19 protein-coding genes are annotated in these 25,051 nt (G+C 75.6%); 9 read left to right on the top strand and 10 right to left on the bottom strand.

Going from position 1 to position 25,051, the window contains the following annotated elements; translation table 11 throughout:
• Positions 1 to 2: 2 nt before the first annotated feature.
• Positions 3 to 575 (bottom strand): MarR family winged helix-turn-helix transcriptional regulator, encoded by a 573-nt coding sequence (locus tag ABD944_RS12955; RefSeq protein ID WP_345175712.1) that lies wholly within the window; start codon positions 573 to 575, stop codon positions 3 to 5.
• 193 nt (positions 576 to 768) lie between these two features.
• On the opposite strand from ABD944_RS12955, the gene ABD944_RS12950 reads away from it, so the two are divergent.
• Positions 769 to 1,389 (top strand): hypothetical protein, encoded by a 621-nt coding sequence (locus tag ABD944_RS12950; protein WP_345175710.1) that lies wholly within the window; start codon positions 769 to 771, stop codon positions 1,387 to 1,389.
• A gap of 3 nt (positions 1,390 to 1,392) precedes the next feature.
• Here the strand turns inward: ABD944_RS12950 and ABD944_RS12945 are convergent, their stop codons facing one another.
• Positions 1,393 to 2,181, bottom strand: coding sequence for an acetoacetate decarboxylase family protein (locus ABD944_RS12945; protein ID WP_345175708.1), 789 nt, complete (start codon positions 2,179 to 2,181; stop codon positions 1,393 to 1,395).
• Positions 2,182 to 2,333: 152 nt separating this feature from the next.
• Here ABD944_RS12945 and ABD944_RS12940 point away from each other — a divergent pair, with 152 nt between their 5' ends.
• A complete protein-coding gene (locus tag ABD944_RS12940; protein WP_345175706.1) occupies positions 2,334 to 3,674 on the top strand; it encodes a glutamine synthetase family protein in 1,341 nt (446 codons plus the stop codon).
• A 102-nt stretch (positions 3,675 to 3,776) separates the two neighbouring features.
• Positions 3,777 to 4,868 (top strand): alpha/beta hydrolase, encoded by a 1,092-nt coding sequence (locus tag ABD944_RS12935; RefSeq protein WP_345175705.1) that lies wholly within the window; start codon positions 3,777 to 3,779, stop codon positions 4,866 to 4,868.
• Here ABD944_RS12935 and ABD944_RS12930 read toward each other — a convergent pair.
• Complete coding sequence (locus ABD944_RS12930; RefSeq protein WP_345175704.1) at positions 4,849 to 6,276, bottom strand: aldehyde dehydrogenase family protein; 1,428 nt, start codon at positions 6,274 to 6,276, stop codon at positions 4,849 to 4,851. The genes ABD944_RS12935 and ABD944_RS12930 overlap by 20 nt on opposite strands.
• A 5-nt stretch (positions 6,277 to 6,281) precedes the next feature.
• The gene (locus ABD944_RS12925; RefSeq protein ID WP_345175703.1) at positions 6,282 to 7,760 is read right to left on the bottom strand and encodes a PucR family transcriptional regulator ligand-binding domain-containing protein; all 1,479 of its coding nucleotides are present in this window, start codon (positions 7,758 to 7,760) and stop codon (positions 6,282 to 6,284) included.
• A 91-nt stretch (positions 7,761 to 7,851) separates the two neighbouring features.
• Here ABD944_RS12925 and gabT point away from each other — a divergent pair, with 91 nt between their 5' ends.
• Both gabT and ABD944_RS12915 read left to right on the top strand, forming a co-directional pair.
• A complete protein-coding gene (gene gabT, locus ABD944_RS12920; RefSeq protein ID WP_345175702.1) occupies positions 7,852 to 9,213 on the top strand; it encodes a 4-aminobutyrate--2-oxoglutarate transaminase in 1,362 nt (453 codons plus the stop codon).
• Positions 9,214 to 9,376: 163 nt separating this feature from the next.
• Positions 9,377 to 11,080: an amidohydrolase gene (locus ABD944_RS12915; RefSeq protein ID WP_345175700.1), complete on the top strand. Its 1,704-nt coding sequence runs from the start codon at positions 9,377 to 9,379 to the stop codon at positions 11,078 to 11,080.
• A gap of 34 nt (positions 11,081 to 11,114) precedes the next feature.
• On the opposite strand, the gene ABD944_RS12910 is transcribed toward ABD944_RS12915, so the two are convergent.
• From ABD944_RS12910 to ABD944_RS12895, 4 genes are all read right to left on the bottom strand, one after another.
• Positions 11,115 to 12,104: an LLM class flavin-dependent oxidoreductase gene (locus ABD944_RS12910; RefSeq protein WP_345175697.1), complete on the bottom strand. Its 990-nt coding sequence runs from the start codon at positions 12,102 to 12,104 to the stop codon at positions 11,115 to 11,117.
• A gap of 38 nt (positions 12,105 to 12,142) precedes the next feature.
• Positions 12,143 to 12,451: a hypothetical protein gene (locus ABD944_RS12905; protein ID WP_345175695.1), complete on the bottom strand. Its 309-nt coding sequence runs from the start codon at positions 12,449 to 12,451 to the stop codon at positions 12,143 to 12,145.
• Positions 12,452 to 12,556: 105 nt separating this feature from the next.
• Positions 12,557 to 14,245, bottom strand: a complete 1,689-nt coding sequence (locus ABD944_RS12900; RefSeq protein WP_345175693.1) for an ExeM/NucH family extracellular endonuclease — start codon at positions 14,243 to 14,245, stop codon at positions 12,557 to 12,559.
• Between the two features lie 76 nt (positions 14,246 to 14,321).
• Complete coding sequence (locus ABD944_RS12895) at positions 14,322 to 15,185, bottom strand: NAD(P)-dependent oxidoreductase (RefSeq protein WP_345175692.1); 864 nt, start codon at positions 15,183 to 15,185, stop codon at positions 14,322 to 14,324.
• 80 nt (positions 15,186 to 15,265) lie between these two features.
• Here ABD944_RS12895 and ABD944_RS12890 point away from each other — a divergent pair, with 80 nt between their 5' ends.
• Positions 15,266 to 18,241 (top strand): AfsR/SARP family transcriptional regulator, encoded by a 2,976-nt coding sequence (locus tag ABD944_RS12890; protein WP_345175690.1) that lies wholly within the window; start codon positions 15,266 to 15,268, stop codon positions 18,239 to 18,241.
• Here the strand turns inward: ABD944_RS12890 and ABD944_RS12885 are convergent.
• The gene (locus tag ABD944_RS12885) at positions 18,238 to 19,443 is read right to left on the bottom strand and encodes an MFS transporter (protein WP_345175688.1); all 1,206 of its coding nucleotides are present in this window, start codon (positions 19,441 to 19,443) and stop codon (positions 18,238 to 18,240) included. The genes ABD944_RS12890 and ABD944_RS12885 overlap by 4 nt on opposite strands.
• 47 nt (positions 19,444 to 19,490) lie before the next feature.
• On the opposite strand from ABD944_RS12885, the gene pdxR reads away from it, so the two are divergent.
• The 3 genes from pdxR (at position 19,491) to ABD944_RS12870 (ending at position 23,727) form a co-directional block, all read left to right on the top strand.
• Complete coding sequence (gene pdxR, locus ABD944_RS12880) at positions 19,491 to 20,900, top strand: MocR-like pyridoxine biosynthesis transcription factor PdxR (RefSeq protein ID WP_345175685.1); 1,410 nt, start codon at positions 19,491 to 19,493, stop codon at positions 20,898 to 20,900.
• A 104-nt stretch (positions 20,901 to 21,004) separates the two neighbouring features.
• Positions 21,005 to 21,973, top strand: coding sequence for an acyl-CoA desaturase (locus ABD944_RS12875; RefSeq protein WP_345175683.1), 969 nt, complete (start codon positions 21,005 to 21,007; stop codon positions 21,971 to 21,973).
• Positions 21,970 to 23,727 carry a fatty acyl-AMP ligase gene (locus ABD944_RS12870; RefSeq protein WP_345175681.1) on the top strand — a complete coding sequence of 586 codons (1,758 nt, stop codon included), beginning with the start codon at positions 21,970 to 21,972 and terminating at the stop codon, positions 23,725 to 23,727. The genes ABD944_RS12875 and ABD944_RS12870 overlap by 4 nt, the downstream gene beginning before the upstream one ends.
• 16 nt (positions 23,728 to 23,743) lie before the next feature.
• On the opposite strand, the gene ABD944_RS12865 is transcribed toward ABD944_RS12870, so the two are convergent.
• Entirely contained in the window at positions 23,744 to 24,985 is a 1,242-nt protein-coding gene (locus ABD944_RS12865; RefSeq protein WP_345175679.1) for a PucR family transcriptional regulator, read from the bottom strand.
• Positions 24,986 to 25,051: the final 66 nt, after the last annotated feature.

Below are 25,051 nucleotides of genomic sequence, written 5' to 3'. Positions count from 1 at the left end.
CGTCAGGCGCGCGAGCGGCGGCCCGAGCGCCGGGGCGGCGGCGGCGACTGCTCGCGCAGCGCGGCCCGCCGCTCCTCGCCCTCCTCCTCCAGGTGCTCGACCACCGACCGGAGCGTCCCGGCGAGGGCGCGGTTCTCCTCGCCGCTCAGCCCCTCCACCACGAACGCCTCCTCGGCGTTGAACGCGGGGAACATCTCCCGCATCAGCTCCTGCCCCTTGCCGGTCAGCCGCAGCAGGACCAGCCGCCCGTCCGTCGCGTGCGAGCCGCGCTCGATCAGGCCGCGCCCCTCCAGCGTCTTCACGACCCCGGTGAGCGTGCCCTTGGAGATCCCGGCCTCCTCGGCGACGTGCCGCGTCTCCATCTCGTCCCAGATCCACACCACCCACAGGACGACGAACGACGTCCACGTCAGGTCGGCGCCGCGCAGGACCGAGCTCTCGAAGTGCTGCCGGATCGCGGCGGCGGCGCGGTAGATGTTGGACACCGCCATCATCGCGTCGTGCCGCAGCGGGACGTCCCCGAGCCGCCGCTGGATGGCCTGCTCGGTCTCTTGCAGGGTGTGGTGCCCGGTCACGTGCGTCCTCCCGTAGGGTCCGGCGCCGGCCCGCTCGCGCGCCTCCGGCGGACCGAAGGCGAATCTACTCCCGTCGGCGGTCGTTCGACTCCGTACGATCCCCGTGACCCCGTTCCGGGATTCCCCCGTGCGGGGGAGGGGCGTGGCGCCCGCGGGTGATCAACGCGGCCGGGGCGGGCGCGAGGGTGGGGCCATGACCCTTGCGAGCACGCCATCGGTTCCGTTCGCGCGGCTGCGCGCGGGCTGGGAAGCCGCGCACGCGCCGGTCGCGGGCGTCCCGCGCTGGGCGCGGATCGCGGCCCTGGCCGTGCCGTTCACCGTCCTGCCGTCGGGACTGTGGCGGATCGCCGCCTTCGCCCTCCACCTGCCGATCCTCAGCGGCGACGGCCTGGACACGGGGACCGCGAAAGGCGACCTTCCCGGCTGGGTGCCGCTGGAGGCGTACGTGGTGCTGCTGTCGATCCTGTCGGAGGCGGTGGCGTTCACCGCCGTCGGGATGGTCGCCGGCTGGGGAGAGGTGTTCCCGCGGTGGGTGCCGGGCCTCCGGGGACGGCGCGTGCCGGTCGCGGCCGCCGTGGTCCCAGGTCTCGTGGGCGCCGCGATCCTGACCCCGATGTGGACGGCCTCCGTCGTGAACTGCCTGGTGTTCCAGGAGACCATCCAGGGGCGCCCGTTGCCCGAGGGCTTCCCCATCCACTTCCACGACTGGCAGGGCGTGCTCGGCGTCGTCGCCTACGCGCCGCTGGTGGCGTGGGGGCCGCTGCTCGCCGCCGTCACGCTCGCCTACTGGCGGCGCCGGACACGCGCGTCCTGACGGTCAGGCCAGGCGGCGGCCGCCGTCCCACACCACGCCCACCTGGCGGTAGTAGGCGGCGATGGGCTCCTCGACCGTCAGGCGTGACAGCTCCTCGGTGGGGGAGTCGAACAGGCGCAGGTCGGCCTCGCCCTTCCACGCCTGGCCCGCCTCGAAGGAGGAGGCGCCCGACTCGATCAGCTCGTCCAGGGACGGGGCGCCGCCCGGCTCGATGGACGGCAGGAAGCGGTGGTGGGCCATCGGGTGCCCGTTGACGAAGCCGTTCGTCTCGGACGGTCCGTGCAGCGTGACCACCGCTTCGGCCAGGCGGCGGTCGGCGGCGGCGAGGGTGGCGCCGAACCGCTCGCCCGCGGCGATGCGGGGCGCGGCCCGGCCGTAGGGGTGCGGGCGGGTCTGGTGGATCGAGCCGAGCTTCTTCGGGTAGCCCTGGTGCAGGCCCCGCGCGATGGCGAAGTCCTTGTCGACCCAGATGTGGACGCAGCGCGAGTAGGTGCGTCCCTCGAACGAGCAGCGGACGACGGCGAAGCACTCCTTGTACTGCGCCCGGACGGGGTCCAGCAGCTCCTCGCCGGACTCCGCGCAGGACTGCCAGTCGGCCCAGATGAGCGCGACGGCGCCCGGGTCGTCCGGGGCGGGGGACAGCGGCGCGGGCAGCAGCTCGGCCACGCGGGCCGGGTCGGTGCGGTACTCGACCGTGAGCAGGTCGCCCGAGTAGTGCCACGGCGGGCTCGGGACGAGCGACGAGCGCCCCGTCGCGGTCTTGGGGTGCAGGAAGCCTCGCACGGTCGCCACCACGTACCTCCATTCGTTTGGGCCCATACGATATGCCGGCGGCGTCCGGTTCCGCCACCTCGCCCCGTGGTCCGGGTCCTCTCGCCGCGACCCTTGCCAGGGACCGCCGCCCGCCATATGGTTTGGTCCCAAATGATCTGAGGGGAGCGCCCGTGAGCCGACCGGTCGAGGACGTGGTGAAGCGGCTGGCCGCCGACGGGATCGACGTGGTCCGGGTGTCCTACACCGACCTGATCGGCGTCGAGCGCGCCCGGGACGTGCTCGTCGAGCGGCTGCCCCAGGCGGTCGAGCACGGCCTGTCGTTCTGCCGGGCGGTCTTCCACACGACCCCGGGCGGCGACACCGTCGAGGTGCCGGGCGGGCTGGACGCCGGACTCCCCGACATCTGCGTGCGGCCCGACCTGTCGACGCTCGCCGCCGTCCCCTGGGAGGACGGCGTCGCGTCCTGCATCGGCGACGCGTGCGAGCCCGGAAGCCGCGAGCCGTGCCCCGAGGGGCCCCGGGAGGTGCTGCGGCGGGCGATCGGGAAGCTGCGGGAACTCGGGCTGGAGGCCGTCGCCGGACCCGAGCTGGAGTACTACCTCTGCGAGCCCGACCCGTCCTCGCCCACCGGCTGGCGCCGGTACGGGGACGCGCCCGGCAACGTCTACACCGCCGGCCGCAAGGGCGACCCGGACGGGCACCTGCTGCGCACGCTCCGGCACCTGCGCGACCTCGGCCTCGGCGTCACGATGGGCAACCACGAGTTCGGCGGCGGCCAGTTCGAGATCAACCTCGCGCACTCCGGCGCGCTCGACGCCGCCGACCGCGCGTTCCGGTTCAAGGCGGCCGTCCAGGAGATCGCCCGGCTGGACGGCCGGCTCGCCACCTTCATGGCCAAGCCGTTCAACGACGACGGCGGCTCCGGCTTCCACGTCCACCTCTCCTGCCTGGAGGCGGACGGGCGCAACGTCTTCGAGGGCGGGGGGCCGGACGGGCTGTCCGAGACCGCCCACCACGCGATCGCCGGGGTGCTGGAGCACGCCCCGGCCCTGGCCGCGCTGCTGAACCCCACGATCAACTCCTACAAGCGGTTCGGCCCGGACAGCCTCGCCCCCTGGCTGATCGACTGGGGCCTGGACAACCGCAGCGCCATGCTCCGGATCCCGCCCGAGCGCGGCGCCGCGGCCCGGCTGGAGGTGCGCCTCGGGGACGCCTCCGCCAATCCCTACCTGGGCGTCGCCGGCCTGATCGCGGCCGTCTACCTGGGGATCCGCGACAAGGCGTCCGCGCCGCCGCCGCTGGAGGGCTACGGCTACGACGCCGCGAAGGCGCCCGTCCTGCCCGCTGACCTGCCCGCGGCGCTCGACGCGCTCGCCGCCGACGAGGCGCTCACCGAGGTGCTCGGCCGGGAGTTCGCGACCGCGTTCCTGGCCTACAAGCGGGACGAGGTCGCGCGATTCCGGCGCCACGTCACCGACTGGGAGTTCCGCGAGTACGCCTACCACCTCTGACCGGGCCCGTACGACCAGGTGGTCACACGCGCTCGCGCCCGGGGCTGTGCCGCCCGGCTACTGGAGAGTACGGTGTCCGGGACCCGAGGGCTGGAGGCTGGTGTGGCGTCGTTGACCGAGAAGGTGCCGCCGGGGGTGACCGGGGCCGTGCTCCGCGCCGTGTTCGCGCTGCCGGGGCCGGTGAAGCGGCTCGTCGCCGGGGCGCCGGTCCGGCGGGACGGGCAGGAGCTGGCGCTGGACGCGCAGCTGCTGCTCGCGATGATGCGGCTGGAGGGCGAGCGGAGGCTGGCGGGGGGCACGGTCGAGGACGCGCGGCGCGGGATCGCCCGAGGGCAGGCGTACCTGCCTAAGGTGCCGGCGCGCCCCGTCCGGACGCGGGACGTGGACGCGGGCGGCGTGCCGGCGCGGCTCTACACGCCGAAGGGCCTCGCGGAGGGGTCGCCGCTGCTCGTCTTCTACCACGGCGGCGGCTGGGTCATCGGGAGCCTCGACACCCACGACACGGTGTGCCGGTATCTCGCCGTGCACGCGGAGGTGCGGGTGCTGTCGGTGGACTACCGTCTCGCGCCCGAGCACCCGTACCCGGCGGCGGCCGACGACGCCCTGGCCGCCTACGAGTACGCGGCGTCCCACGCCGGCGACCTCGGCGCCGACCCGGGAGCCGTCGCGGTCGGGGGCGACAGCGCCGGCGGCAACCTCGCGGCGGTGGTGGGGCTGACGGCGCGGCGGACGCCGGACTTCGCGCTGCTGTACTACCCGGCGGTCGACATGGCCGTGCTGCGGCGGTCCCGGGACCTGTTCGCCGAAGGGTTCTACCTGACCGACGAAGACATGACGTGGTTCAGCGACCACTACTGCCCGGAGGCGCGGCGCGCCGAGCCGGCCGCCTCGCCGCTGGTCGCCGAGGACCTCTCCGGCTTCCCGCCCACCTACCTCGTCACCGCCGGGTTCGACCCGCTGCGGGACGAGGGGGAGGAGTTCGCCGAGCGGCTGCGCGAGGCGGGCGTGCCCGTCGCCCTGCGGCGGCAGGAGGACCTCATCCACGGGTTCGCGAACATGTGGTCGCTCGGCGGGCGGTTCCGGGAGGCGGCGTCCGAGGCGGCCGGGGCCCTGCGCACCGGGCTGTACGCGGGGCCCCGCGCGCCCGGCTCCGCGCGGGGCCCCGCGGCCGCGGCTAGAGGGGCAGACCTGTGAGGATCATGACCTTCTCCTCGGTGTAGTCGGCGATCGCCGACCGCAGCCCCTCGCGGCCGACGCCCGAGTCCTTCACGCCGCCGTAGGGCATCTGGTCGGCGCGGTAGGACGGGACGTCGCCGATCACGACGCCGCCCACGTCCAGCTCGCGGTGGGCGCGGAACGCCACGTCCAGGCTCCGGGTGAACACGCCCGCCTGGAGGCCGAACGTGGAGTCGTTGACGAGGGCGAACGCCTCGTCGGCGCCGTCCACCGGCTGGACGAACATGACCGGGCCGAAGACCTCCTCGCGGGCGATCTTGGAGTCGGGCGGGACGTCGGCGAGGACGGTCGGCGCGTACGCCGCGCCCTCGCGGGTGCCGCCGGTGAGCACGCGCGCGCCCGCCGCGACGGCCTCGTCCACCCACGCCTCGACGCGCTCGGCGGCCGCCTGGTCGACGAGCGGGCCGACCTGGGTCTTGTCGTCCCACGGGTCGCCGGTGACGAGGGAGGAGACCGTGTCGACCAGCTTCGGCAGGAACTCGTCGAGGACGGACCGGTCGACGTAGACGCGCTGGACGGCGATGCAGCTCTGCCCCGCCTGGTAGTTGGCGAACAGGCCGATGCGCTGGGCGGCCCAGTCGAGGTCGGCGTCGGGCAGGACGACCGCGGCGCCGTTGCCGCCGAGTTCGAGGGTGACGTGCTTGCGCGGCGCCCGATCGTTGATCGCCCAGCCGACCGGCACGGAGCCGGTGAACGACACGATCGGCAGCCGCGGGTCGTCGACCAGGGCGGAGGCCCGGTCGTTCGGCACCGGCAGGACCGAGAACATCCCGGCGGGCAGGTCGGTCTCGGCCAGCAGCTCGCCGAGCAGCAGCGCCGACAGCGGCGTGGCGGGGGCGGGCTTGAGGACGATCGGCGCGCCCGCCGCGATCGCCGGGGCGATCTTGTGGGCGGCGAGGTTCAGCGGGAAGTTGAACGGCGAGATGCCGAGCACCGGGCCCTTCGGCACGCGGGTGATGTAGGCCATCCGGCCCTCGGCGGCCGGGTCGGTGTCGAGCCGCTGCGTCGTGGCGGCGATGCGGCGGGCCTCCTCGGCGGCGAACCGGAACGTGGAGACGGCGCGCGTCACCTCGCCGCGCGCCCACAGCAGCGGCTTGCCGTTCTCGCCCGTGATCAGCCGGGCGACCTCCTCGGCGCGCTCGGCGAGCCGCGCGGACACGTGCGCGAGGGCCTCGGCCCGCACGTGCAGCGGCAGCGCCGCCGCCTCCCGGCGGACGGCGTCGGCGGCGGCGACGGCCTCCTCCACCTGCGCGGGCGTCGGCACCGCCGCCGTCCCGACCACGCGGCCGTCGTAGGGATGCGTAACGGTCAGCTCACCGTCACCGGTCTCAGGCCGGCCGGCCAGCCAGAATGGGGTCACGTTCATGCGTTTCACGGTATCCGCGGCGCGCCCGATTGGGAGTCGCCGCGATGTCCAATCCGCTCCTCGCCGTTGGACGTGATGGCGAGCGCGATCCACAGTTCGGCGCGGACGGCCGGATCGTCGGGGTCGCGCCCGAGGAGTTCGGCCGCCTTGCGCATCCGCGACCGCAGCGTGTGCCGGTGGACGCCGAGCGCACGCGCCGCCGCCTCCCCGTGCCCGTTGGCCGCGACGTAGGCCCGCACGGTCCCGACCAGGCCTTCCGCGCGGAGGGGGGCGAGGAGCGCGTCGGCGAAGGCGTGCGCGGGGCCGGGGTCCATCAGGCCGAGCACGCCCTGCCCGGGGAGCCGGGAGTAGTGCAGGACGTCCCGGTCCGAGCGCCCGGCCGCCGCGAGGGCCTCCTCGGCCTGCCGCAGCGCGGCGCGCAGGTCCCCGGAGGCGGGGTCGCTGACGCCGATCGGACCGCTGCCCGCCAGGATGCGCTCGACCGTCCCGAGCTCCCCGTCCGGCACGATCACGGCGATGTGCCCGCCGAGCGGCAGCGCCGGGCACCGCGCCCCGGCCGCGTCGGACTCCAGCGCGTCCAGGACGGCGGCGCCGCCCGCGCAGGCCAGTACCCGGACGGGCCCGCGCGGGATCGCCGGGCCCTCGCCGGGGCGGCCGAGCAGCAGCGCCGCCAGCGATGCCCGCAGGTCGCGCCCGGTGCGCGGCGTCTCCGACTGGAGCGTCAGCAGGGCCACGGCGGCGCCCACGATCGTGTGCGCGGTGGGCGGGAGCGGCGCGTCGGCGCCCACCGCGAGGAACCCCCGCGGCCGCTCGCCCAGCCCGATGCGCTGCACGACGATGTGGTCGTCGGGGACGGCCAGCGCGATGCTCGCGGCCGGGCCGCCCCCGTCGGGGCGGCGCCGCAGCCGGGCCAGCTCGGGCGCGAGGTCGCCGGTGGGGTCGCGGGCGCGGGCGGGCTCGGCGTGCCGCACGTCGCCGGACGCGTCCAGCAGCAGCGCCCACCCGCCGAGGAGCCGGGCCAGCCGGGCGACCAGCGCGCCGGGGCCGGTGAGCGCGGCGCGGGTCAGCTCGCGCTGGGCCTGGAACGCGCGGGTCACGTCCTCGTACCACTCGGCGGCGAGGACCCGGGAGACCGCCTTGCCGATCGCGATGAACGGGGTCGGGCGCGGTACCTCCAGCAGCACGAGGCCCTGGTCGCGGGCCGCGGCGAGCAGCCCGGCGGGGACGGTCTCGTGGATGACGCCGACGGCGAAGCCGAGCCCGGCGACGCCCCGCGCGACCAGCCGGGAGACGTAGCCCTCGGCGTTCGCGGCGGTGAGCCGCATGCCGGTGGTCAGCACCAGCTCGCCGCCCTCCAGGAACGGGGTCGGGTCCTCCAGTTCGCTGACGGCGACCCACACGACCGGGGTCGCGGGGAGCGGTCCGGTCAGCGACCGCAGCCCGAGCTGGGGAAGGGCGGCCACGGCGGCCAGCGTGGGCGGCATGTCAATCCCTGTGCAAAGTGTCTACCTCGCCGGACGGATTTCGCCGTCCCGTACGGTTCATCGTAGGCGGCGCCCGGCTTATGTTCAGGCCATGACCAGCCAGGACCCCTTCCCCGGCGCGAGCGGCCCACGCCTGCCGCAGGAGCGCCGCGTCGTGACCGAGATCCCCGGGCCGCGCTCCCGCGCGCTGCACGAGCGGCGCCTCGCGGCGGTGCCGCCCGGCGTCGGCAGCGTCCTGCCGGTGTACGTGACGGACGCCGACGGCGGCGTGATCGTCGACGCCGACGGCAACTCGCTGATCGACTTCGGCTCCGGGATCGCGGTCACGAACGTCGGCAACGCCAACCCGCGGGTCGCGGCGCGGGTGAAGGCGCAGGCCGACCGGTTCACCCACACCTGCTTCATGGTCGCGCCGTACGAGTCCTACGTCGCGGTGTGCGAGAACCTCAACCGGATCACGCCCGGCGACCACGAGAAGCGCTCCCTGCTGGTCAACAGCGGCGCCGAGGCGGTGGAGAACGCCGTCAAGATCGCCCGGTACGCGACGGGGCGGCAGGCGGTCGTGGCGTTCGACCACGGCTACCACGGCCGGACGCTGCTGACGATGACGCTGACCGCGAAGAACATGCCCTACAAGCAGGGGTTCGGCCCGTACGCGCCCGAGGTGTACCGGATGCCGCTCGCCTACCCGTACCGGTGGCCGACCGGCCCCGACAACTGCGGGCCGGAGGCGGCGGCGCAGGCGATCGACCAGATCACCAAGCAGATCGGCGGGACGAACGTCGCGGCGCTGCTGATCGAGCCGATCCAGGGCGAGGGCGGGTTCATCGAGCCCGCGCCCGGGTTCCTCCCGGCGCTCGCCGAGTTCTGCCGCGCCAACGGGATCCTGTTCGTCGCCGACGAGGTGCAGACGGGCTTCGCGCGGACCGGCGACCTGTTCGCCTGCGAGCACGAGGGGATCGTCCCCGACCTGGTCGCGACGGCGAAGGGCATCGCGGGCGGGCTGCCCCTGGCGGCCGTCACCGGGCGCGCCGACATCATGGACAAGGTGCACGGCGGCGGGCTCGGCGGCACCTACGGCGGCAACCCGCTCGCCTGCGAGGCGGCGCTCGCCGTGCTGGAGGAGATCGAGGACGGCAAGCTCACCGAGCGGGCCCGCCGGATCGGGGAGGTCATGGTGCCCCGGCTGCGCGCCCTCGCCGGGCGGCATCCGGCGATCGGGGACGTGCGCGGGCGCGGCGCGATGATCGCCATCGAGCTGGTGCGGGAGGGGACGAAGGAGCCCGACCCCGAGCTGACCGCGCGGATCGCGCGCGCCTGCCACGAGAACGGCCTGCTCGTGCTGACGACCGGGACGTACGGGAACGTGCTGCGCTTCCTGCCGCCGCTCGTCATCCCGGAGGAACTGCTGGTCGAGGGGCTGGACGTCCTGGAGGCGGCCTTCGAGGGCTGACCGGCGCCGGCGCCGACCGCCGGTCTCCGCCCGGAGGCCGGCGGTTCCGGCATGCCCGGACGCCCGGGGAGCGCTTCATCCCGCTGTCCGCCCGGTCTTGACCGTCCATCGTTCGGCCCCGTACGTTCACCGGGAACGTTTGGGGCCAAAGGAAGGGGCGGAGATGACGGCGACGCCGGACCTGGTGCTGCTGGACGGCGAGGTCCTCACCGCCGACGCGCGGTTCCGCGTGGCGCGGGCCTTGGCGATCACCGGCGGGACGATCAGCGCGGTCGGCGGGAGCGAGGAGATCCGGGCGCTGGCGGGCCCGCGCACGCAGGTCGTCGACCTGCGGGGGCGGACCGCGCTCCCCGGCGTCAACGACTCGCACCTGCACGCCTGCGCGTTCGGCTCCACCCGCCCGCCCCTGGCCCTGGACGCGGGGTTCCCCGCCGTCCGGTCGATCGCCGACGTCCAGGCGGCGGTCAAGGACGCGGCGTCCCGGATCCCCGAGGGCGAGTGGATCCGCGGCAACGGCTGGGACACCGGTTACCTCGCCGAGTGCGCCGACGGTGCCCGGACGCCCGACCGGGCCGACCTCGACGCGGTCGCCCCGGCCCACCCCGTCTTCCTCCAGGACTTCAGCGGCCACCTCGCCTGGGTCAACTCGCGGGCGCTGGAGCTGGCGGGCGTCGACGCGTCCACCCCCGTCCCCGAGGGCGGGGTCGTCCACACCGACGGCGCGGGCAACCCGACCGGCCTGCTCGCCGAGGGCGCGCAGGACCTGGTCCAGCGGCACCTGCCCCCCTTCACCCGGGACGACGTCGAGCGCGCCATCCGGGCGGCCGTCGCCGTCCTGCACCGCGAGGGCATCACCAGCTTCACCGAGCCGGGCCTCGGACCCGGCGGCGCGAGCCTGTTCGCGGGCGCGTCCGCCCAGCTCACCCTGGACGTCTACGGCGAGCTGGCCCGCGCCGGCGACCTGGCCGCCCGGGTCGGCGTCCTGCTGCTGCTCACCGGCATGGGCGGCTCGGCCGCCGAGATCGCCGAGGGCCTGGCGAGCGCGCGGGTCCCCCGGGACGTGGACCCGCGCATCCTGCGCGTCCTCGGCGTCAAGGTCTTCGCCGACGGCACCCCGCCCAACAGGACGGCCTGGATGCACCAGGAGTACGCGGGCGGCGGCGGCTTCGGGTGCCTGTGCGTGCACGGCGCCGCCGACGCGCTGAAGACCCGGGAGCTGACCGAGATGGTCCGGCTCGCGCACGTCGCGGGACACCAGCTCGGCGTGCACGTCACCGGCGACCGGGCGCTCGACGCCGTGGTGGACGCCTTCGAGGCCGCGCAGGTCGAGCACCCCCGCGACGACCCGCGGCACTACGTCATCCACGCCGACCTGCCCGGCACGCAGAGCCTGCGCAAGCTCGCCGCCCACGGCTTCGGCGCGAACATGAACCCGGCCATCCAGTGGACGATCGCCGACCAGGTGGAGGAGCTGCTCGGCCCCGAACGGGCCGCCTACCAGTACCCGGTCCGGTCGGCGGTCGAGGCGGGCATCCCCGTCACCGCGAGCTCCGACGCCCCCGTCACCTACCCGAACTGGCGGCAGGGGATCGCGGCGATGATGCTGCGCGAGTCCAGGGCCAGCGGCCGCACGTTCGGGCCCGCGGAGCGCGTCGGTCTGCCGGACGCCGTGCGCGCCTACACCTCCAACGCCGCGTGGCAGGACTTCGCCGAGGACTGGAAGGGCAGCCTCGAACCCGGCAAGGCCGCCGACGTCACCGTCCTGGACGGCACCCTGACCGCCCTCGACCCGCACGACCTCCCGGACACGCCGGTCGCGATGACCGTCTTCGACGGCCGCGTCGTCCACGCCGCCGAGGGCGTCTGAGACGCGGACCGCGCGCCGGCGACCGGGGTCCGCGTCACGCCGCGCCGAGGTTCTCCGGGTACAGCTCGGCGAGGATGTCGTAGGAGCGCAGCCGGTCGGCGTGGTCGAAGACCTGCGTGGTCACCATGACCTCGTCGACGCCGGTCCGGCCGACGAGGTCGTCCAGCTGCTTGCGGACGGCGTCCGGGCCGCCCACGACCTGGTCGGCCAGCCGCGCGTCGATCATCTGCCGTTCCAGCGGCGTGTACGGGTAGGACGCGGCCTCCTCCGGCGTCGGCAGCAGCCCGGGACGGCCCTGCCGCAGCCTCAGGAACGACAGCGCCTGCGGCGCGGCCAGCTCGCGCGCCCGCTCGTCGGTGTCGGACGCCGTCACCGACACCCCGATCATCGAGTACGGCGCGTCCAGCGCGCCGGGACGGAACGACTGCCGGTACAGGGTCAGGGCGGGCACGGTGTTCTCGGCGCTGAAGTGGTGCGCGAACGCGAACGGCAGGCCGAGCAGGCCGGCGAGCCGCGCGCTGTACCCGCTGGATCCGAGCAGCCACACCGGCGGCTCGTTCCCTGCGGCGGGGGTCACCTTGCTGTCCGCGGCGAAGTAGTTCCGCAGCTCGACGACCTGCTCGGGGAAGTCGTCGACCGACAGCGCCTCGGCGGACCGGCGCAGCGCCCGCGCGGTCGCCTGGTCGGTGCCGGGCGCCCGGCCGAGGCCGAGGTCGATGCGCCCCGGGTACAGCGCCTCCAGCGTCCCGAACTGCTCGGCGACGACCATCGGCGCGTGGTTGGGCAGCATGACCCCGCCCGACCCCACCCGCATCCGGGAGGTCGCCGCCGCGACCTGCCCGATCAGCACGGCGGTCGCCGAGCTGGCGATGCCGGGCATCGCGTGGTGCTCGGCCAGCCAGTACCGGTGGAAGCCGAGCCGCTCGGCGTGCCGGGCCAGGTCGAGCGTGTTGCGCAGGGCCTGCCCGGACGTGGAGCCGGTCACGACAGGGGCGAGATCGAGGACGGAGAGGCGCACGGTCATACCCTGTGCCAACCCGTCCCGGGCCGGTCCTCTTCCCGCTAGCCCTTCAGCGCGGCGACGGCGACGACCGCGACGACCGCGACCACGACGGGGGCCGTGATGCTGAGCCACGACCAGTTGACCAGCGTGCGGGCCCGCGCGGGGTCCTCCCCGAACCGGGTCTCGGCCCGGGTGTACAGCAGGGCGCCGACCACGACCAGGGGCAGGAACGCGAACGTGGTGAGGAGTCCGAGGACGAAGGCGGCGACCTGCCCGAACCGGGTGTAGGTGCCGTCGGGGCCGATTCCGAACGCGAGGCGGGGAGCGGACGCCGAGGCGGGGACGGCGCCGGACACGGCTTCGGTCATGAGCGCACCGATCTCTAGGAATGTGACCTGGATCATACGCTCGGTGACCTCGGCGCGCGAGAGGGCCGGCCGCCCCTTTTCCGGCGGCCGGCCCGAGGGGGCGGCTCAGCGCAGGTCGAGGCCGAGCAGGACGGGGTCGTGGTCGGACGAGCGGAACGCGTCCGGCCGGTAGAACGCGGGCGGGTTGAACTCGGTGTTGTAGTCGAGGAACACCGGCTCGTCGCTGTTGACGTGCCAGATCGTCGCGCCGGTCACGCGCCGCGACAGCGCCCGGCCCGCGAGCGCGTGGTCCAGCTCGCCGGACTGCCCGTCGAAGACGTAGCTGTACCGCTGGCTCGGGCGGACGAACCGCTGCGTCTGCCCGACGAGCCCGGCGCCGGTGAGGGCCTTCACCGGGTCCTCGGCGGTGTAGGCGTTGAGGTCGCCGACCACGAGCGGGTTCGGCACGCCGTCCGCGAGCGCGGCGACCGCCTTGGCCTGGGACACGCGGCGGGCGTTGTAGCAGCCCTGGCCGTCGCCCTGGTCCTGGTCGGGTCCGGCGGCGCCGCCGCAGCCCTTCGACTTGAAGTGGTTGACGATCATGGTGAACGCCGTCCCGCCCGTGCGGGGGCGGAACGTCTGCACCAGCGGCGGGCGGTCGAACACCGGGTCCTGCGACGAGCGCGCGTCGCCGACCGGCGTCACCTTCGACGGCCGGTAGATCAGCGCGACGTGGATCTCGTCCGTGCCCGGGTAGGGGTGCCGCACCCACGCGTACGTTCCCGCGCCCGCCGCCCGGCTCAGCCGGTCGACGATCGCCCCGACGGCGGTGTCGCCGTTGTTCTCGACCTCCATCAGCCCGACGACGTCGGCGTCCAGGCCCCGCAGCGCGGCGGTCAGCTTGGCGAGCTGCCGCTCCTGCTCCTCCGTCGTGTCCGCGCCGCGCCTGTCCAGCGTCGTGAACCAGTTCAGGGTGTTGAAGCTCGCGACGCGCACGTCGCCGCCCACGTTCCGCGGCCGCTTCGGCGCCGGGTTCCGGTCGTCGAACCGCGCGGGCCTGGTCGGCTGCAACGCGTACGCGCCGAACTGGTAGGTGAGCACACCGGTCAGCCCGGTCGTGGCGTCCCCGATCCGCAGGACGCGGGGGTCGGTGTAGGGGATCGTCGCGGGGTTCTGCACGTTCGACCCGTCGTCGACGAGGAGCCGCCGCGCGTCGTTGCCCGCCTGGGTGCCGCCGTGCCCGTCGGTCGGCTGGAAGAGGCGGCCGCCCGCGGAGACGGTGACCTGCCCGTACCGTCCGAGCTGGTAGGTCTCGGTGGCGGTGAGCCGCTGGCCGAACCGCAGCAGCATGCCCTCGTACTGCTCCATCCCCGCGCCGCCCTTGAGGGGCAGCCGGACGGACGTCGGCGCGACCTTCCCCGTGCCGCACACGTCCACGGCCGACACCGGCGACAGTTCGGTGAGCCCGCTGTACTCGACGGCCTTGCCGGTGACCAGGACCCGGTCGCCGACCGCGACGTCGGTGGTCGAGTAGACGAACAGCCCGTCGGAGGTCCGCGGGTCCGCGTCGGGCGTCGGGTCCTGGACGAAGAAGCCCTTGAGCTGGTCGGCGCGCTGGAAGTCGGCGGTCACGACCCCCTCGACCCGGACGGTCTGCCCGGCGAGGGGGGTCGTGCCGCCGCTGCCCTGGATCTCGGCGATCTGGTGGTCGGCGGGAGTGCCGCAGGTGGGCGGCTCCGCCGCGGCGGCCGCCTGGACGCCGGCGGCGAGGCCGGCGGTCAGGACCGTCGCGAGTGCTGCTGCTGTTCGGCGCATGGCGGGAGAGTAGGCGCGCCCCCTGGCCGACCAGCGAACCGTTAATGAAGACTCCACCAATTCGCAACGGACCCGGCTACCGCCCCGGGTTCTCCAGAAGGGTGATCAGGCGGGCGAGGCCGTCCTCGCCGTACCCCTCCTCGACCGCTCGGTCGAGCAGGTCCCGCACGGAGAGCAGGTACCCGGGGTCCACGCCCTGGTCGCGGCTCGTCTCGATCAGGCCGGGGAAGGCCACCTGGCTGGTCGCGACACTGGAGACGGTGGTGGCGAAGTCGCCCGCCTCCACGGCGCGGGCCTGGTCGGGCAGCATGCCCAGCATCGCGGTCAGCCACGCGGTGGCCATCGGCTCGAAGTCCGTGGCCGCGACCTTCTCCGACCGGACGAGCGCGAAGGCGTGCTGGAAACCGGCGATCATGCCGTACATGGCGTCCAGCAGTGCCAGGTCGAACAGCGGCGCGAGCCCCGGGTCGGCGCCGAGGAACTGGGGCCTGCCGAGCGCCGCGAGGGTCTCGCGGTGCTCCTCGAACGCCTCCTGGTCGCCGCTGTAGAGGATCAGCGCCTCCGGCCGCCCGATCATGGGCGGGACGGCCATGATGCCGCCGTCCACGTACCGGGCGCCGAGTCCGGCGGCGCGCTCGGCCAGGGCGCGCGCCTGCCGGGGCGTCCCGTTGGTGAGCTGGACGATCGTGCGCCCGGCCGCCGCGTCGCCGAGGATCTCCCCGGCGTTGGCGTACACCGACAGGCACACGATCACCAGCGGGCTCGCCGACACGGCCGCCGCGGCGCTCTCCGCCTCCACCGCGCCCCTGGCCACGAGCGGCTCGGCCTTGGCGCGCGAGCGGTTCCACACGGTCACGCTCCGCCCGTCCGCCAGCAGCGCCTCGGCGAGCGCGCTGCCCATCAGCCCCAGCCCGAGCACGGTCACAGAAGTCGTCGTCATGTGCATCCCCTTCGTTTCGTAGGGCTCCAGCCTGCGGCGCGCGGGTTCGGGAAAGGTTCGGGCCGCATTACGGTGGGGGCATGCGCTTCGGGGTCCTCGGTCCGCTGGAGGTGCGGACGGAGGACGGCCGCCCGGTCCCGGTCCCGGACCGGAAGGTGCGGGCGCTGCTGGCCGACCTCCTCGCGCACGCCGGGCGCGCCGTCTCCGCCGACCGGCTCATCGACGACCTGTGGGGCGACGCGCTGCCCGCCGATCCGCCCGCGACGCTGCGGGCCCGCGTCTCCCAGCTGCGCCGGACGCTCGAGGACGCCGAACCGGGCGCCCGCGCTCTGGTCGAGACCAGCCCGCCCGGCTACCGGCTCGCCGTGCGGACCGACGCGCTCGACTTCGCCGTCCTCGCCGGCCGGGCGGCGGACGAACCGGACCCCGCCGCCCGCGCCGCGCGGTTCGCCGAGGCGCTGGCGCTCTGGCGCGGCCCCGCGTTCGCCGACTTCGCCGACGCGCCGTTCGCCGCCCCCGAGATCGCCCGTCTGGACGAACTGCGCCTCGCGGCCCTGGAGGGGCGCGCCGAGGCCCGCCTCGAACTGGGCGAGGACGCGGCGCTGGCGGCCGAGCTGCGCGGAGCGGTGGACGAGCACCCGTTCCGGGAGCGGCTGCGCGCGGCGCACATGCGGGCCCTGTACCGGGCGGGCCGGCCCGCCGAGGCCCTCGCCGCCTTCGACGACCTGCGCGTCCGCCTGCGCGACGAGCTGGGCCTGGACCCCTCGCCCGCGCTGGCGGCCCTGCACGCCTCCATGCTGCGCCGCGACCCGGCGGTCGGCGGGCCGCGAGGCAACCTGCCCGCGGACGTGACGCCCCTCGTCGGCCGGGACGCGGCCGTCCGGGAACTGGCCGCGCTGCTGGAGGAGTCGCGCCTCGTGACGCTGCACGGGACGGGCGGGGTGGGCAAGACCCGGCTCGCGGTGGCCGTCGCGCGCGCCCTGCGCGGCGCCGGCGAGGTGTGGCTCGTGCGGCTCGACGAGGGGCTGGAGGCGGGCGCGTCCGCCGACGACGCGGCGTCGTTCACCGCCGGGGTGCTCGGGCTGCGCGACGACGCGGGCTCCGGCGGCGGACCGGCCGCGCGGCTGGGCGAGGCGCTCGGCGGCAGGCGGGCGCTGCTGGTCCTCGACAACTGCGAGCACGTGGCCGAGCCGGTGGCGCGGCTGGCGGCGGCGCTGCTGCGCGACGTCGCGGACCTGCGGGTCCTCGCCACCAGCCGGGAGCCGCTGGCGATCTCGGGGGAGCGGCTCTGGACCGTCCCGCCGCTGGACGCCGGGGCCGCCGCCGCGCTGTTCGCCGCGCGGGCGGGCCTGGCGTCCGGCCCGGGGGACGCCGAGTCGATCGCCGCGATCTGCGACCGCCTCGACGGCGTCCCGCTGGCCCTGGAGCTGGCGGCGACGCGGGTGCGGGCGCTCGGCGTCGCCGGCCTGGCCGAACGGCTGGACGACCGCTTCCGGCTGCTGTCGTCCGGCGCCCGGGACGCCCCGCCCCGGCAGCGCACGCTCCGCGCCCTGATCGACTGGAGCTGGGAGCCCCTGGAGGAGCGCGAGCGGGCGGTGCTGCGGCGGCTGGCGGTCCACGCGGGCGGCTGCACCCTCGACGCGGCCGAGGCGGTCTGCGGCGCCGACGTCGAGACGCTCGCGGGCCTCGTCGACCGGTCGCTCGTCGTGGCGGGCGAGGGGCCGCGGTACCGGCTGCTCGAAACGGTCGCCGCGTACGGCGCCGAGCGGCTCCGGGAGGCGGGCGAGGAGGAGCGGGCGCGCCGCCGCCACGCCGACTACTACATCCGCCTCGCCGAGAGCGCCGACCTGCGCGGTCCGGGGCAGCGCGACGCCCTGCGGCGGCTGCGCGCGGAGACCGGTAACCTGCGGGCCGCCCTCGACGGCGCCGTCCGGGCGGGCGACGCCGGACGCGCGCTGCGGCTGGTCGACGCGATGGGCTGGGCCTGGTTCCTGTGGGGCCGCGCCGGCGAGGCGCGCCGGGCGTTCGAGCGGGCGCTCGCCGTGCCGGGCACGGCGGACCCGGCGTCCGCCGCGCGGGCGCGGACCTGGCACACCGGGTTCGCCCTGCTGGACGGCGACGGCGCCGACCGCGACGAGCGGGTGCGCGAGGCCCTCGCCGCCGACGGCGACCCGTGGGCGTGCTGGTTCCTCGGGTTCGTCCGCGGCGGGTTCGGGGACCTGGAGGCGATCGACGAGCTCGCGGCCCGCGCGCTCGACGGGTTCCGCGCCCGGGGAGACGAGTGGGGCGAGGCGGCGGCGCTCGCCGTGCGGGCCGGGCAGGCGCTGTCGGCCGGTGACCTCGCCCGGGCCCGCCGCGACGGCGAGCGGGCCCTGCGGCTGTTCGGCGCGGCGGGCGACCGGTGGGGCCGCCTCCAGGCCACCGAGACGCTCGGCCTGCTCGCGGAGGTGACCGGCGACTACGCCCGCGCGCGGGACCTGCACCAGAGCGGCCTGCGCGACGCCGAGGAGCTCGGGCTCGGGGCGGAGGCGGCCGGCCGCCTCGCCCGCCTCGGCCGCGTCGCGCTGCTCGAAGGCGACCTCGACCGCGCCGACGACCTGCACGAGCGCGGCAGGCGGCTGGCCGTCCGCGAGGCGCACCGCCGGATGGAGCACTTCGCCGAGGTCGGCCTCGCCCTCGCGGCGCGCAGGCGCGGGCGCCTGGCCGAGGCCGAGGCGGTCCTGCGGCGCTGGCTCGACTGGTGCCGCGCCATCGAGGGGGCGCCCGGCCTGGCCTTCCTCCTGGCCGAGCTGGGGTTCATCGCCGAGCTGCGCGGCGACGCCGCCGGGGCGCTCGACCTGCACACCGAGGGCCTGGCGGCGGCCCGCGCCACCGGCCACCCCCGCGCGGTCGCGGTCGCGCAGGAGGGCATGGCCGGGGCGCTCTCCCTCGCCGGACGCCGCGCGGAGGCCGTGCGGGCGCGGGCCGCGGCCTCGCGGGCCAGGGCGGCCGTGGGCGCGCCGCTGCCCGCGGCGGAGCGCGGCGACGTCGACCGGATCGCCGCCCGGCTCGGCTAGGAGCGGCGGGAGCCGGAGCGGCGGGAGACCGCGAGGGGCAGAGCCAGGAACATCACGGCGGCGGTGAGCGCGAAGGCGACCGGGTAGCCGGTCGCGGCGGCCGTGACGCCGAACGCGGCGCCGCCGACGCCCATGCCGCCGTCGTAGCCGATGTTCCACAGCGCGCTGACCGTGCCGTACCCGGACGCGGGCGCCCGCTCGAACATCATGGCCATGCTGGCGTTCTGCGTGACGCCGAAGCCCGCCCCGAACACCACCATGGCGGCGAGGACGGCGACCGTGTTCGGCGCCAGGGACAGCAGCGCGATGCCGGCCGCGGAGACGGCCACGGCGGGCAGGAGGAGCCGGGCCGCGCCGTGCCGGTCCCCGATCCGGCCCGCCCACCAGCGCGAGAGCGTGGCGGCCGCGGGCTGGACGAACAGCGCCGCCGCCGCGACCCCGGCGGGCACGGCGTCGGGCAGGAACGTGACCAGGACGCCCGCCGCCATCGCGGTCGAGGCGAACGCGAGGGCCGGGCGCAGCAGCGCCGCCGACCGCAGTCCCGCGACGATGCCGAAGGGCCGCTCGGGGGCCGGTCCGCCGGAGTCCGGCCCGGTGATCCTGCCCGGCAGGCCGGGCAGCGCCGCCAGCGCGGCGAGCGAGGCGACCGAGCCCGCGACGAACACCGGCGTGTAGCCGACCTCGCCCGCGAGCCACACCCCGAGCGGCAGCGCGAGCAGCGACGGCACCCCCGCCACGATCCCGAACAGCCCGATCCCCTCGCCGCGCCGCTCCGCCGGGAGCAGCCCCGCGACCAGCGCGCCCGACACCACCACGGCCACCGCGAAGCCGAGGCCGCGCACCAGGCTCACCGCCGTGATCGTCGCCATGGTCGAGGAGAACGGCAGCGCGAGCGAGGGCGCCCCGAGCAGCACGATTCCCGCCGCGAGGACCCGCCGGTGCCCGAACCGGTCGAGCAGCCGGGGCAGCGAGAGCTCGGCGAGCACGGTCGTCAGCATCAGCGCGCCCGTGGTGACGCCCGCCCCGACCCCGCCCGCGCCGCCGTCGACCGCGTACATCGGCACGACCGAGAACAGCAGGAAGAACCCCGTCAGCGTGCCGAAGGCGGCCGCGAACACCAGCGCCAGATGCCGCCCGACCAGCGGCGGCCGCGCGGCGGCGGGGGTGCCCGGCCGCGGCAGTGTCTCCCGTGTCTCGCTCATGGGGACGACGGTAGGGGACCATCCGGCCTGCTATATGGTCCAATTTCATGGCAATCGAGTGGGCCGGTTCGCCGCCGGAGCTGCTGCTGGACCTGGACCGCGACGCGACCGGGACGCTGCGCGCGCAGCTGGAGACCGCGCTGCGCGACGCGATCTGCACCGGACGCCTCAAGGCGGGGGAGCGGCTGCCGTCGTCCCGCGAGCTGGCCCGCCAGCTCGGCGTCTCCCGCGGCCTCGTCCAGGAGTGCTACGGCCAGCTCAACGCCGAGGGGTACCTGTGCGCGCGGACGGGGTCGGCCACGCGCGTGGCGCCCGTCCGCGCCGTCGACGGCGAACCGGCGCCCGCCGCGCGGCCGGACGCGTCCCGGCTCCGCGTCGACTTCGCCGCGGGCGTGCCCGACCTGGCGTCCTTCCCCCGCGGCGACTGGGCGTGGGCGCAGCGGGAGGTCGCCCGGACGGTGCGCAACGAGGCGCTCGGCTACGGCGACCCGCGCGGCAGCGAGGTCCTCCGCGACGTTCTCGCAGGCCACCTGCGGAGGGTGCGCGCGGCGGTCGCCGAGGCCGAGGACATCGTCGTCTGCGGCGGCTTCGCCCAGGGGCTCGGCATCGTCCTGCACGTGCTGGCCCGCCGGGGCGTGCGCCGCGTGGCGTTCGAGGACCCCGGCTACGGCGACGGAGCCACCATGGCCGCCGCGGAGCGCGCCGGGATCGAGGCGGTGCCCGTCCCCGTGGACGATCTCGGGCTCGACGTGGACGCGCTCGACGCGAGCGGCGCCCGCGCGGTCGTCGTCACCCCGGCGCACCAGTGGCCGACCGGCGTCGTGCTGGCCCCCGAGCGGCGCCGCGCCCTCGCCGACTGGGCGTGCGAGCGGGACGGGGTCGTCGTCGAGGACGACTACGACGCCGAGTTCCGCTACGACCGGGAGCCCGTGGGGTCGGTGCAGGGCCTCGCGCCCGGCCGCGTCATCGGCCTCGGGACGGTCAGCAAGTCGCTGGCCCCGGCCGTGCGGCTCGGCTGGATCCTGTGCCCGCCCGCGCTGACCCGCGCGGTGGCGGAGGAGAAGCGGCTCGCCGACCGCGGCTCGCCCGTCCTCGACCAGCTCGCGCTCGCCGCGCTCGTCGAGTCCGGCCGCTACGGGCGGCACCTGCGCCGGATGCGGCCCGTCTACGCCGGCCGCCGCGCGGCGCTCGTGGCGGCCCTCGCCGAGCACGCCCCCGCCGTGCGGCTGACCGGGCTGGCCGCCGGCTTCCACGCCGTCGCCCACCTGCCCGGCGGGACGGACGAGCGGCGCGTCGTCGCCGAGGCGCGCCGACGGTCGGTCGGCCTGTACGGGATGAGCACCTACCGGGCGTCCGGCGCGGCCGATCCCCCGCGGCTCGTCCTCGGCTTCGGCGACCTCGCCGAGAGCGCGATCCGGGACGGGATCCGGGAGGTGGCCGACATCCTCAGATCTTGAGTTGAGTGCTAAGAGCGGCGCCCCAGCATGTGACACGACTTCATTCCGCGCGCCGCGCCGGGTGCGACACAGTCGTCGCAACCCGGAATCGAAGGAGTCGTGACATGACAGCGGGCGTCGCCGACGTCGGCAGCCGCACCCCGCAGCCGGACCTGTCCGGCACCGTCCCGTTCCCCGAGCGCGTCGCGGTCGTGGTGTTCGTGGTCGGGCCCGTCATCGGGCTGCTGGGCGCCGTCCCCTTCCTGTGGGGCTGGGGGATCGGCTGGACCGACATGGCCATCTTCGCGTTCCTGTACCCGCTGAACGCGATCGGGATCACGGTCGGCTACCACCGGCACTTCACCCACGGCGGCTTCAAGGCCAAGCGGTGGCTGCGGATCGCCCTCGCGATCCTCGGCGGGCAGGCCATGCACGGCTCGGTGGTCCGCTGGGTCGCCGACCACCGCCGCCACCACAAGTACGCCGACCAGGAGGGCGACCCCCACTCGCCCTGGGCGTACGGACCCGGTGTGTGGGGCCTCACCAAGGGCCTCTACCACGCGCACATGGGCTGGCTGTTCGGCAAGGAGCGCACGTCCCGCGGCAAGTACGCGCCCGACCTGCTCAAGGACCGGGACATCCGGTTCCTGTCCCTCGACCCCGTGTACGCCGTGATCGTGCTGTCGACCTTCCTCGTCCCGATGGGGCTGGGCGCGCTGCTCACCTGGTCGTGGCACGGCGCCGTCACCGCGCTGTTCTGGGGCGGGGTGATGCGCGTCTTCGTCGGCGACCACATCACGTTCTCGATCAACTCGATCTGCCACGTGTTCGGCAAGGAGGACTTCAGGACGCGCGACCGGGCCCGCAACGTGTGGTGGCTGGCGATCCCGTCGTTCGGCGAGTCCTGGCACAACCTGCACCACGCCGACCCGACCTGCGCGCGGCACGGCGTCCTCAAGGGCCAGATCGACATCAGCGCCCGCGTCATCTGGGTGTTCGAGAGGCTCGGCTGGGTCTGGGACGTCCGCTGGCCCGACCACGAGCGCCTCGCCGCCCGCCGCGTGACCGCCCCCAGCACCGGAGAGCGAGCATGACCGACCTCCCCCCGCTCGACCGCACGCCGCTGATCGAGCGGCTCGCCCGGTTCGCCAAGGACTTCCCCGGCGACCGCGCCTACACGTTCATGGACTACACGGCGGACCCGGACGGCGTCGCGACCGACGTGACCTGGGGCGAGCTGGACCGGCGCGCCCGCAGCACCGCCGCCGCCATCCGCCGGGCCACCGAGCCCGGACGGCGGGTCGCGCTGCTCGCCCCGCAGGACCTGCACTACGTCACCGCGTTCCTCGGCGCCATGTACGCCCGCGTCATCGGCGTCCCGCTGTTCTCCCCGGACCTGCCGGGCCACGGCGACCGGCTCCTCGCCGTCTACCGGGACGCCGAGCCCGACGTGGTGATCACCACGAGCGCGTCGCTGCCGCACGTGCGCTCGTTCCTCGCGGGCGGCGGCGTCCGCGAGCCCGCCGAGATCATCGTCGCCGACGAGGTGGACGCGGCGCTCGACTGGACGCCCGAGCCGGTCGACCCGGGCGACGTCGCCTACCTGCAGTACACCTCCGGCTCGACCCGCACCCCCGCGGGCGTGATCATCACGCACGGGAACTTCGCGACGAACGCCGAGCAGCTGTGGCGGACGTTCGACGGCATCCCGCGCGTGTCGTCCGGCGTGAACTGGCTGCCCGTCTTCCACGACATGGGCCTGGTCACCACCGTCGCGCTGCCGCTGGTGTACGGCAACCCGGGCGTGATCATGGATCCGGTGGCGTTCGTCATGCGCCCCGTCCGCTGGCTGGAGCTGCTCAGCGCGCAGCACCACGCGTTCACCGGCGGCCCCAACTTCGCCTACGAGTACCTCACCGCGCAGGTCACCGAGGAGGAGAAGGCGAAGCTCGACCTGAGCGGCGTGCAGGTCTTCATGAACGGCGCGGAGCCGATCCGGGAGAGCACGCTCACCGGCTTCTACGAGGCGTTCAAGGACTGCGGGCTGCGGCCCGAGGCGCAGGTGTGCGCGTACGGGCTGGCGGAGGCGACCGTCTACGTGTCGGCCTCGTCCCGGTTCCGGGAGCCGACCCGCGTCGCGTTCGACCACGAGGGGCTCCGCCGGGGCGTCGCCGAGCCTTGCGACCCGGGCGCGCCCGGCGCGATCCAGCTGATCGCCTGCGGGACGTCCTACGGGCAGCACACCGTCATCGCCGACCCCGAGACCGGCGTGCGGCTCGCGGACGGCGCCGTCGGGGAGATCTGGGTGCACGGCCCGAACGTCGCGGCCGGCTACTGGGGGCGGCCCGAGGCCACAAGGGAGACGTTCGAGGCGGTGCTGGCGGACCACGGCGACCTGCCGCGCTCCCCGTGGCTGCGCACCGGGGACCTCGGCGTCCTGCACGGCGGGGAGCTGTTCGTCACCGGCCGGATCAAGGACCTGGTCATCGTGGACGGGCGCAACCACTACCCGCAGGACATCGAGTTCACCGTCTCCGGCGCGCACCGAGCGATCCGCCGCGAGTACGCCTGCGCGGTGGCGGTCGACACCGGTGGCACGGAGGGCCTGGTCGTGGTGGCCGAGCGGAACCGCCGGGTGCCGGTCGCCCTGCTCGACCAGGAGGAGGTGGCGCGTGCGGTGCGGACGGCCGTGAAGCAGCAGCACGACCTGCGCGTGCACGACTTCGTGCTGATCGAGCCCGGGGGCCTGCCGCGCACCAGCAGCGGGAAGATCGCCCGGTCCGCGTGCCGGCGGGCCTACCTGGAGGGGAGGCTGCCGGTCGCGGAGGCGGCGCCCCGGCCCGAGTGAGCGGGGACCGCGTCCCTCACGCGTGCTCCCCGCCGGCGCCGCGCAGCCAGACGGGGAGCAGCAGCATCAGCTCCAGACGGATCGCCGGGGCCTCGATGTCGTAGTCGAAGATCTCGTGCAGCTGCGCCAGCCGGTACCGGACGGTCTGCGGGTGCACGCACAGCGCCTCCGCCGCGTCCGTCGCGTTGAAGCCGTGCCTGAGGCACTCCAGCAGCGTGGCCGCCAGCCGGCCGCCCCGGTGCGGGCCGAGCTCGGTGAGCGGGGCCAGCCGGCGCCGGGCGGCCGCCTCGGCGAGCGTCCAGCCCTCCTCCAGCAGCAGGTCGGGCACGTACCGGTCGGCGTGGACGAGCGCGCCGGGGTCCTGCCGGGCGAGCCGCCCGGCCTCCATCGAGTCGAGCGTCCGGTGCGCCCAGCGCAGCGAGACCCCCGCCCGGTCCAGCGGCACCGAGGGCCCGACCGCGCCCGCCCAGCCGCCGAGGGTGGCGGTCAGCCGGTCGGGGCCGCCGGGGCGGTCCGGGTCGGGCATCACCAGGCACGGCCGGCCGCGGTCCAGGCCGCTCAGCAGGGACGGCGGCAGCCCGGCGGGCCCCTCCCCGGCGCCGCCGGGCCGCGGCTCCAGCACGATCACCGCCAGCCGTTCGGGCAGCGGCCAGCCGGCGAGGTTGGCCTGCTCGGCGACGACGTCCCGCGGCGCCGCCGGGTCCGACAGCAGCAGGCTCATCAGGCGGGCGCGGCGCTGCTCGCGCTCGCCCGCGGCCTTCTCCCGCGCCCGGGCGTAGCCCTGCGCGGCGGCGGACGCCAGAAGGTCCAGGTAGGCGAGGTTCGCCTCGGTGAGCGCGATCGCCAGGTCGCGCGGCTTCTTCAGCCGGTCGGCCTCGCGCGACAGGTACCGCCACGCGGTCCTGGAGGCGACGCGCATCGCGTTCTGCAGGTGCTCGAGCCCGCGCCCCTCGACGGCCTCCCCGTACCCGATGTCGAAGTAGACCTGGTGCACCTCCCGCAGGGAGGCGTCGGGGTCGGCGATCATCTGGACGAAGTGCCCCATGGCCTGCGCCGCCGCGAGGCGCATCACCTCGGTGTAGACGGGGTCGTCGGGGCGCGCGTACTCGGGGACGTTCCGCAGTACGCCCTCCACCATGGAGTCGACCAGCGCCGGAAGGTGGGGGCGGATCCACTGCGCCTCTTCCCGGGGGACGTCGCGCCAGGGCTCCCCTGACAGATCGTCGGCCTGGGCGGACCTCTCGTGCAGCTCCGTCAAAGTGTCACCTCCGTCAGCGGACACCTGGGGCCGCCAGGCTAGGGAGCGCGCGTCGCACAAGACACT

It is taken from the genome of Actinomadura verrucosospora (assembly GCF_039540335.1).
Taxonomy (GTDB): Bacteria; Actinomycetota; Actinomycetes; order Streptosporangiales; family Streptosporangiaceae; genus Spirillospora; species Spirillospora verrucosospora.
This window is presented reverse-complemented; position numbering and strand designations above follow the sequence as displayed.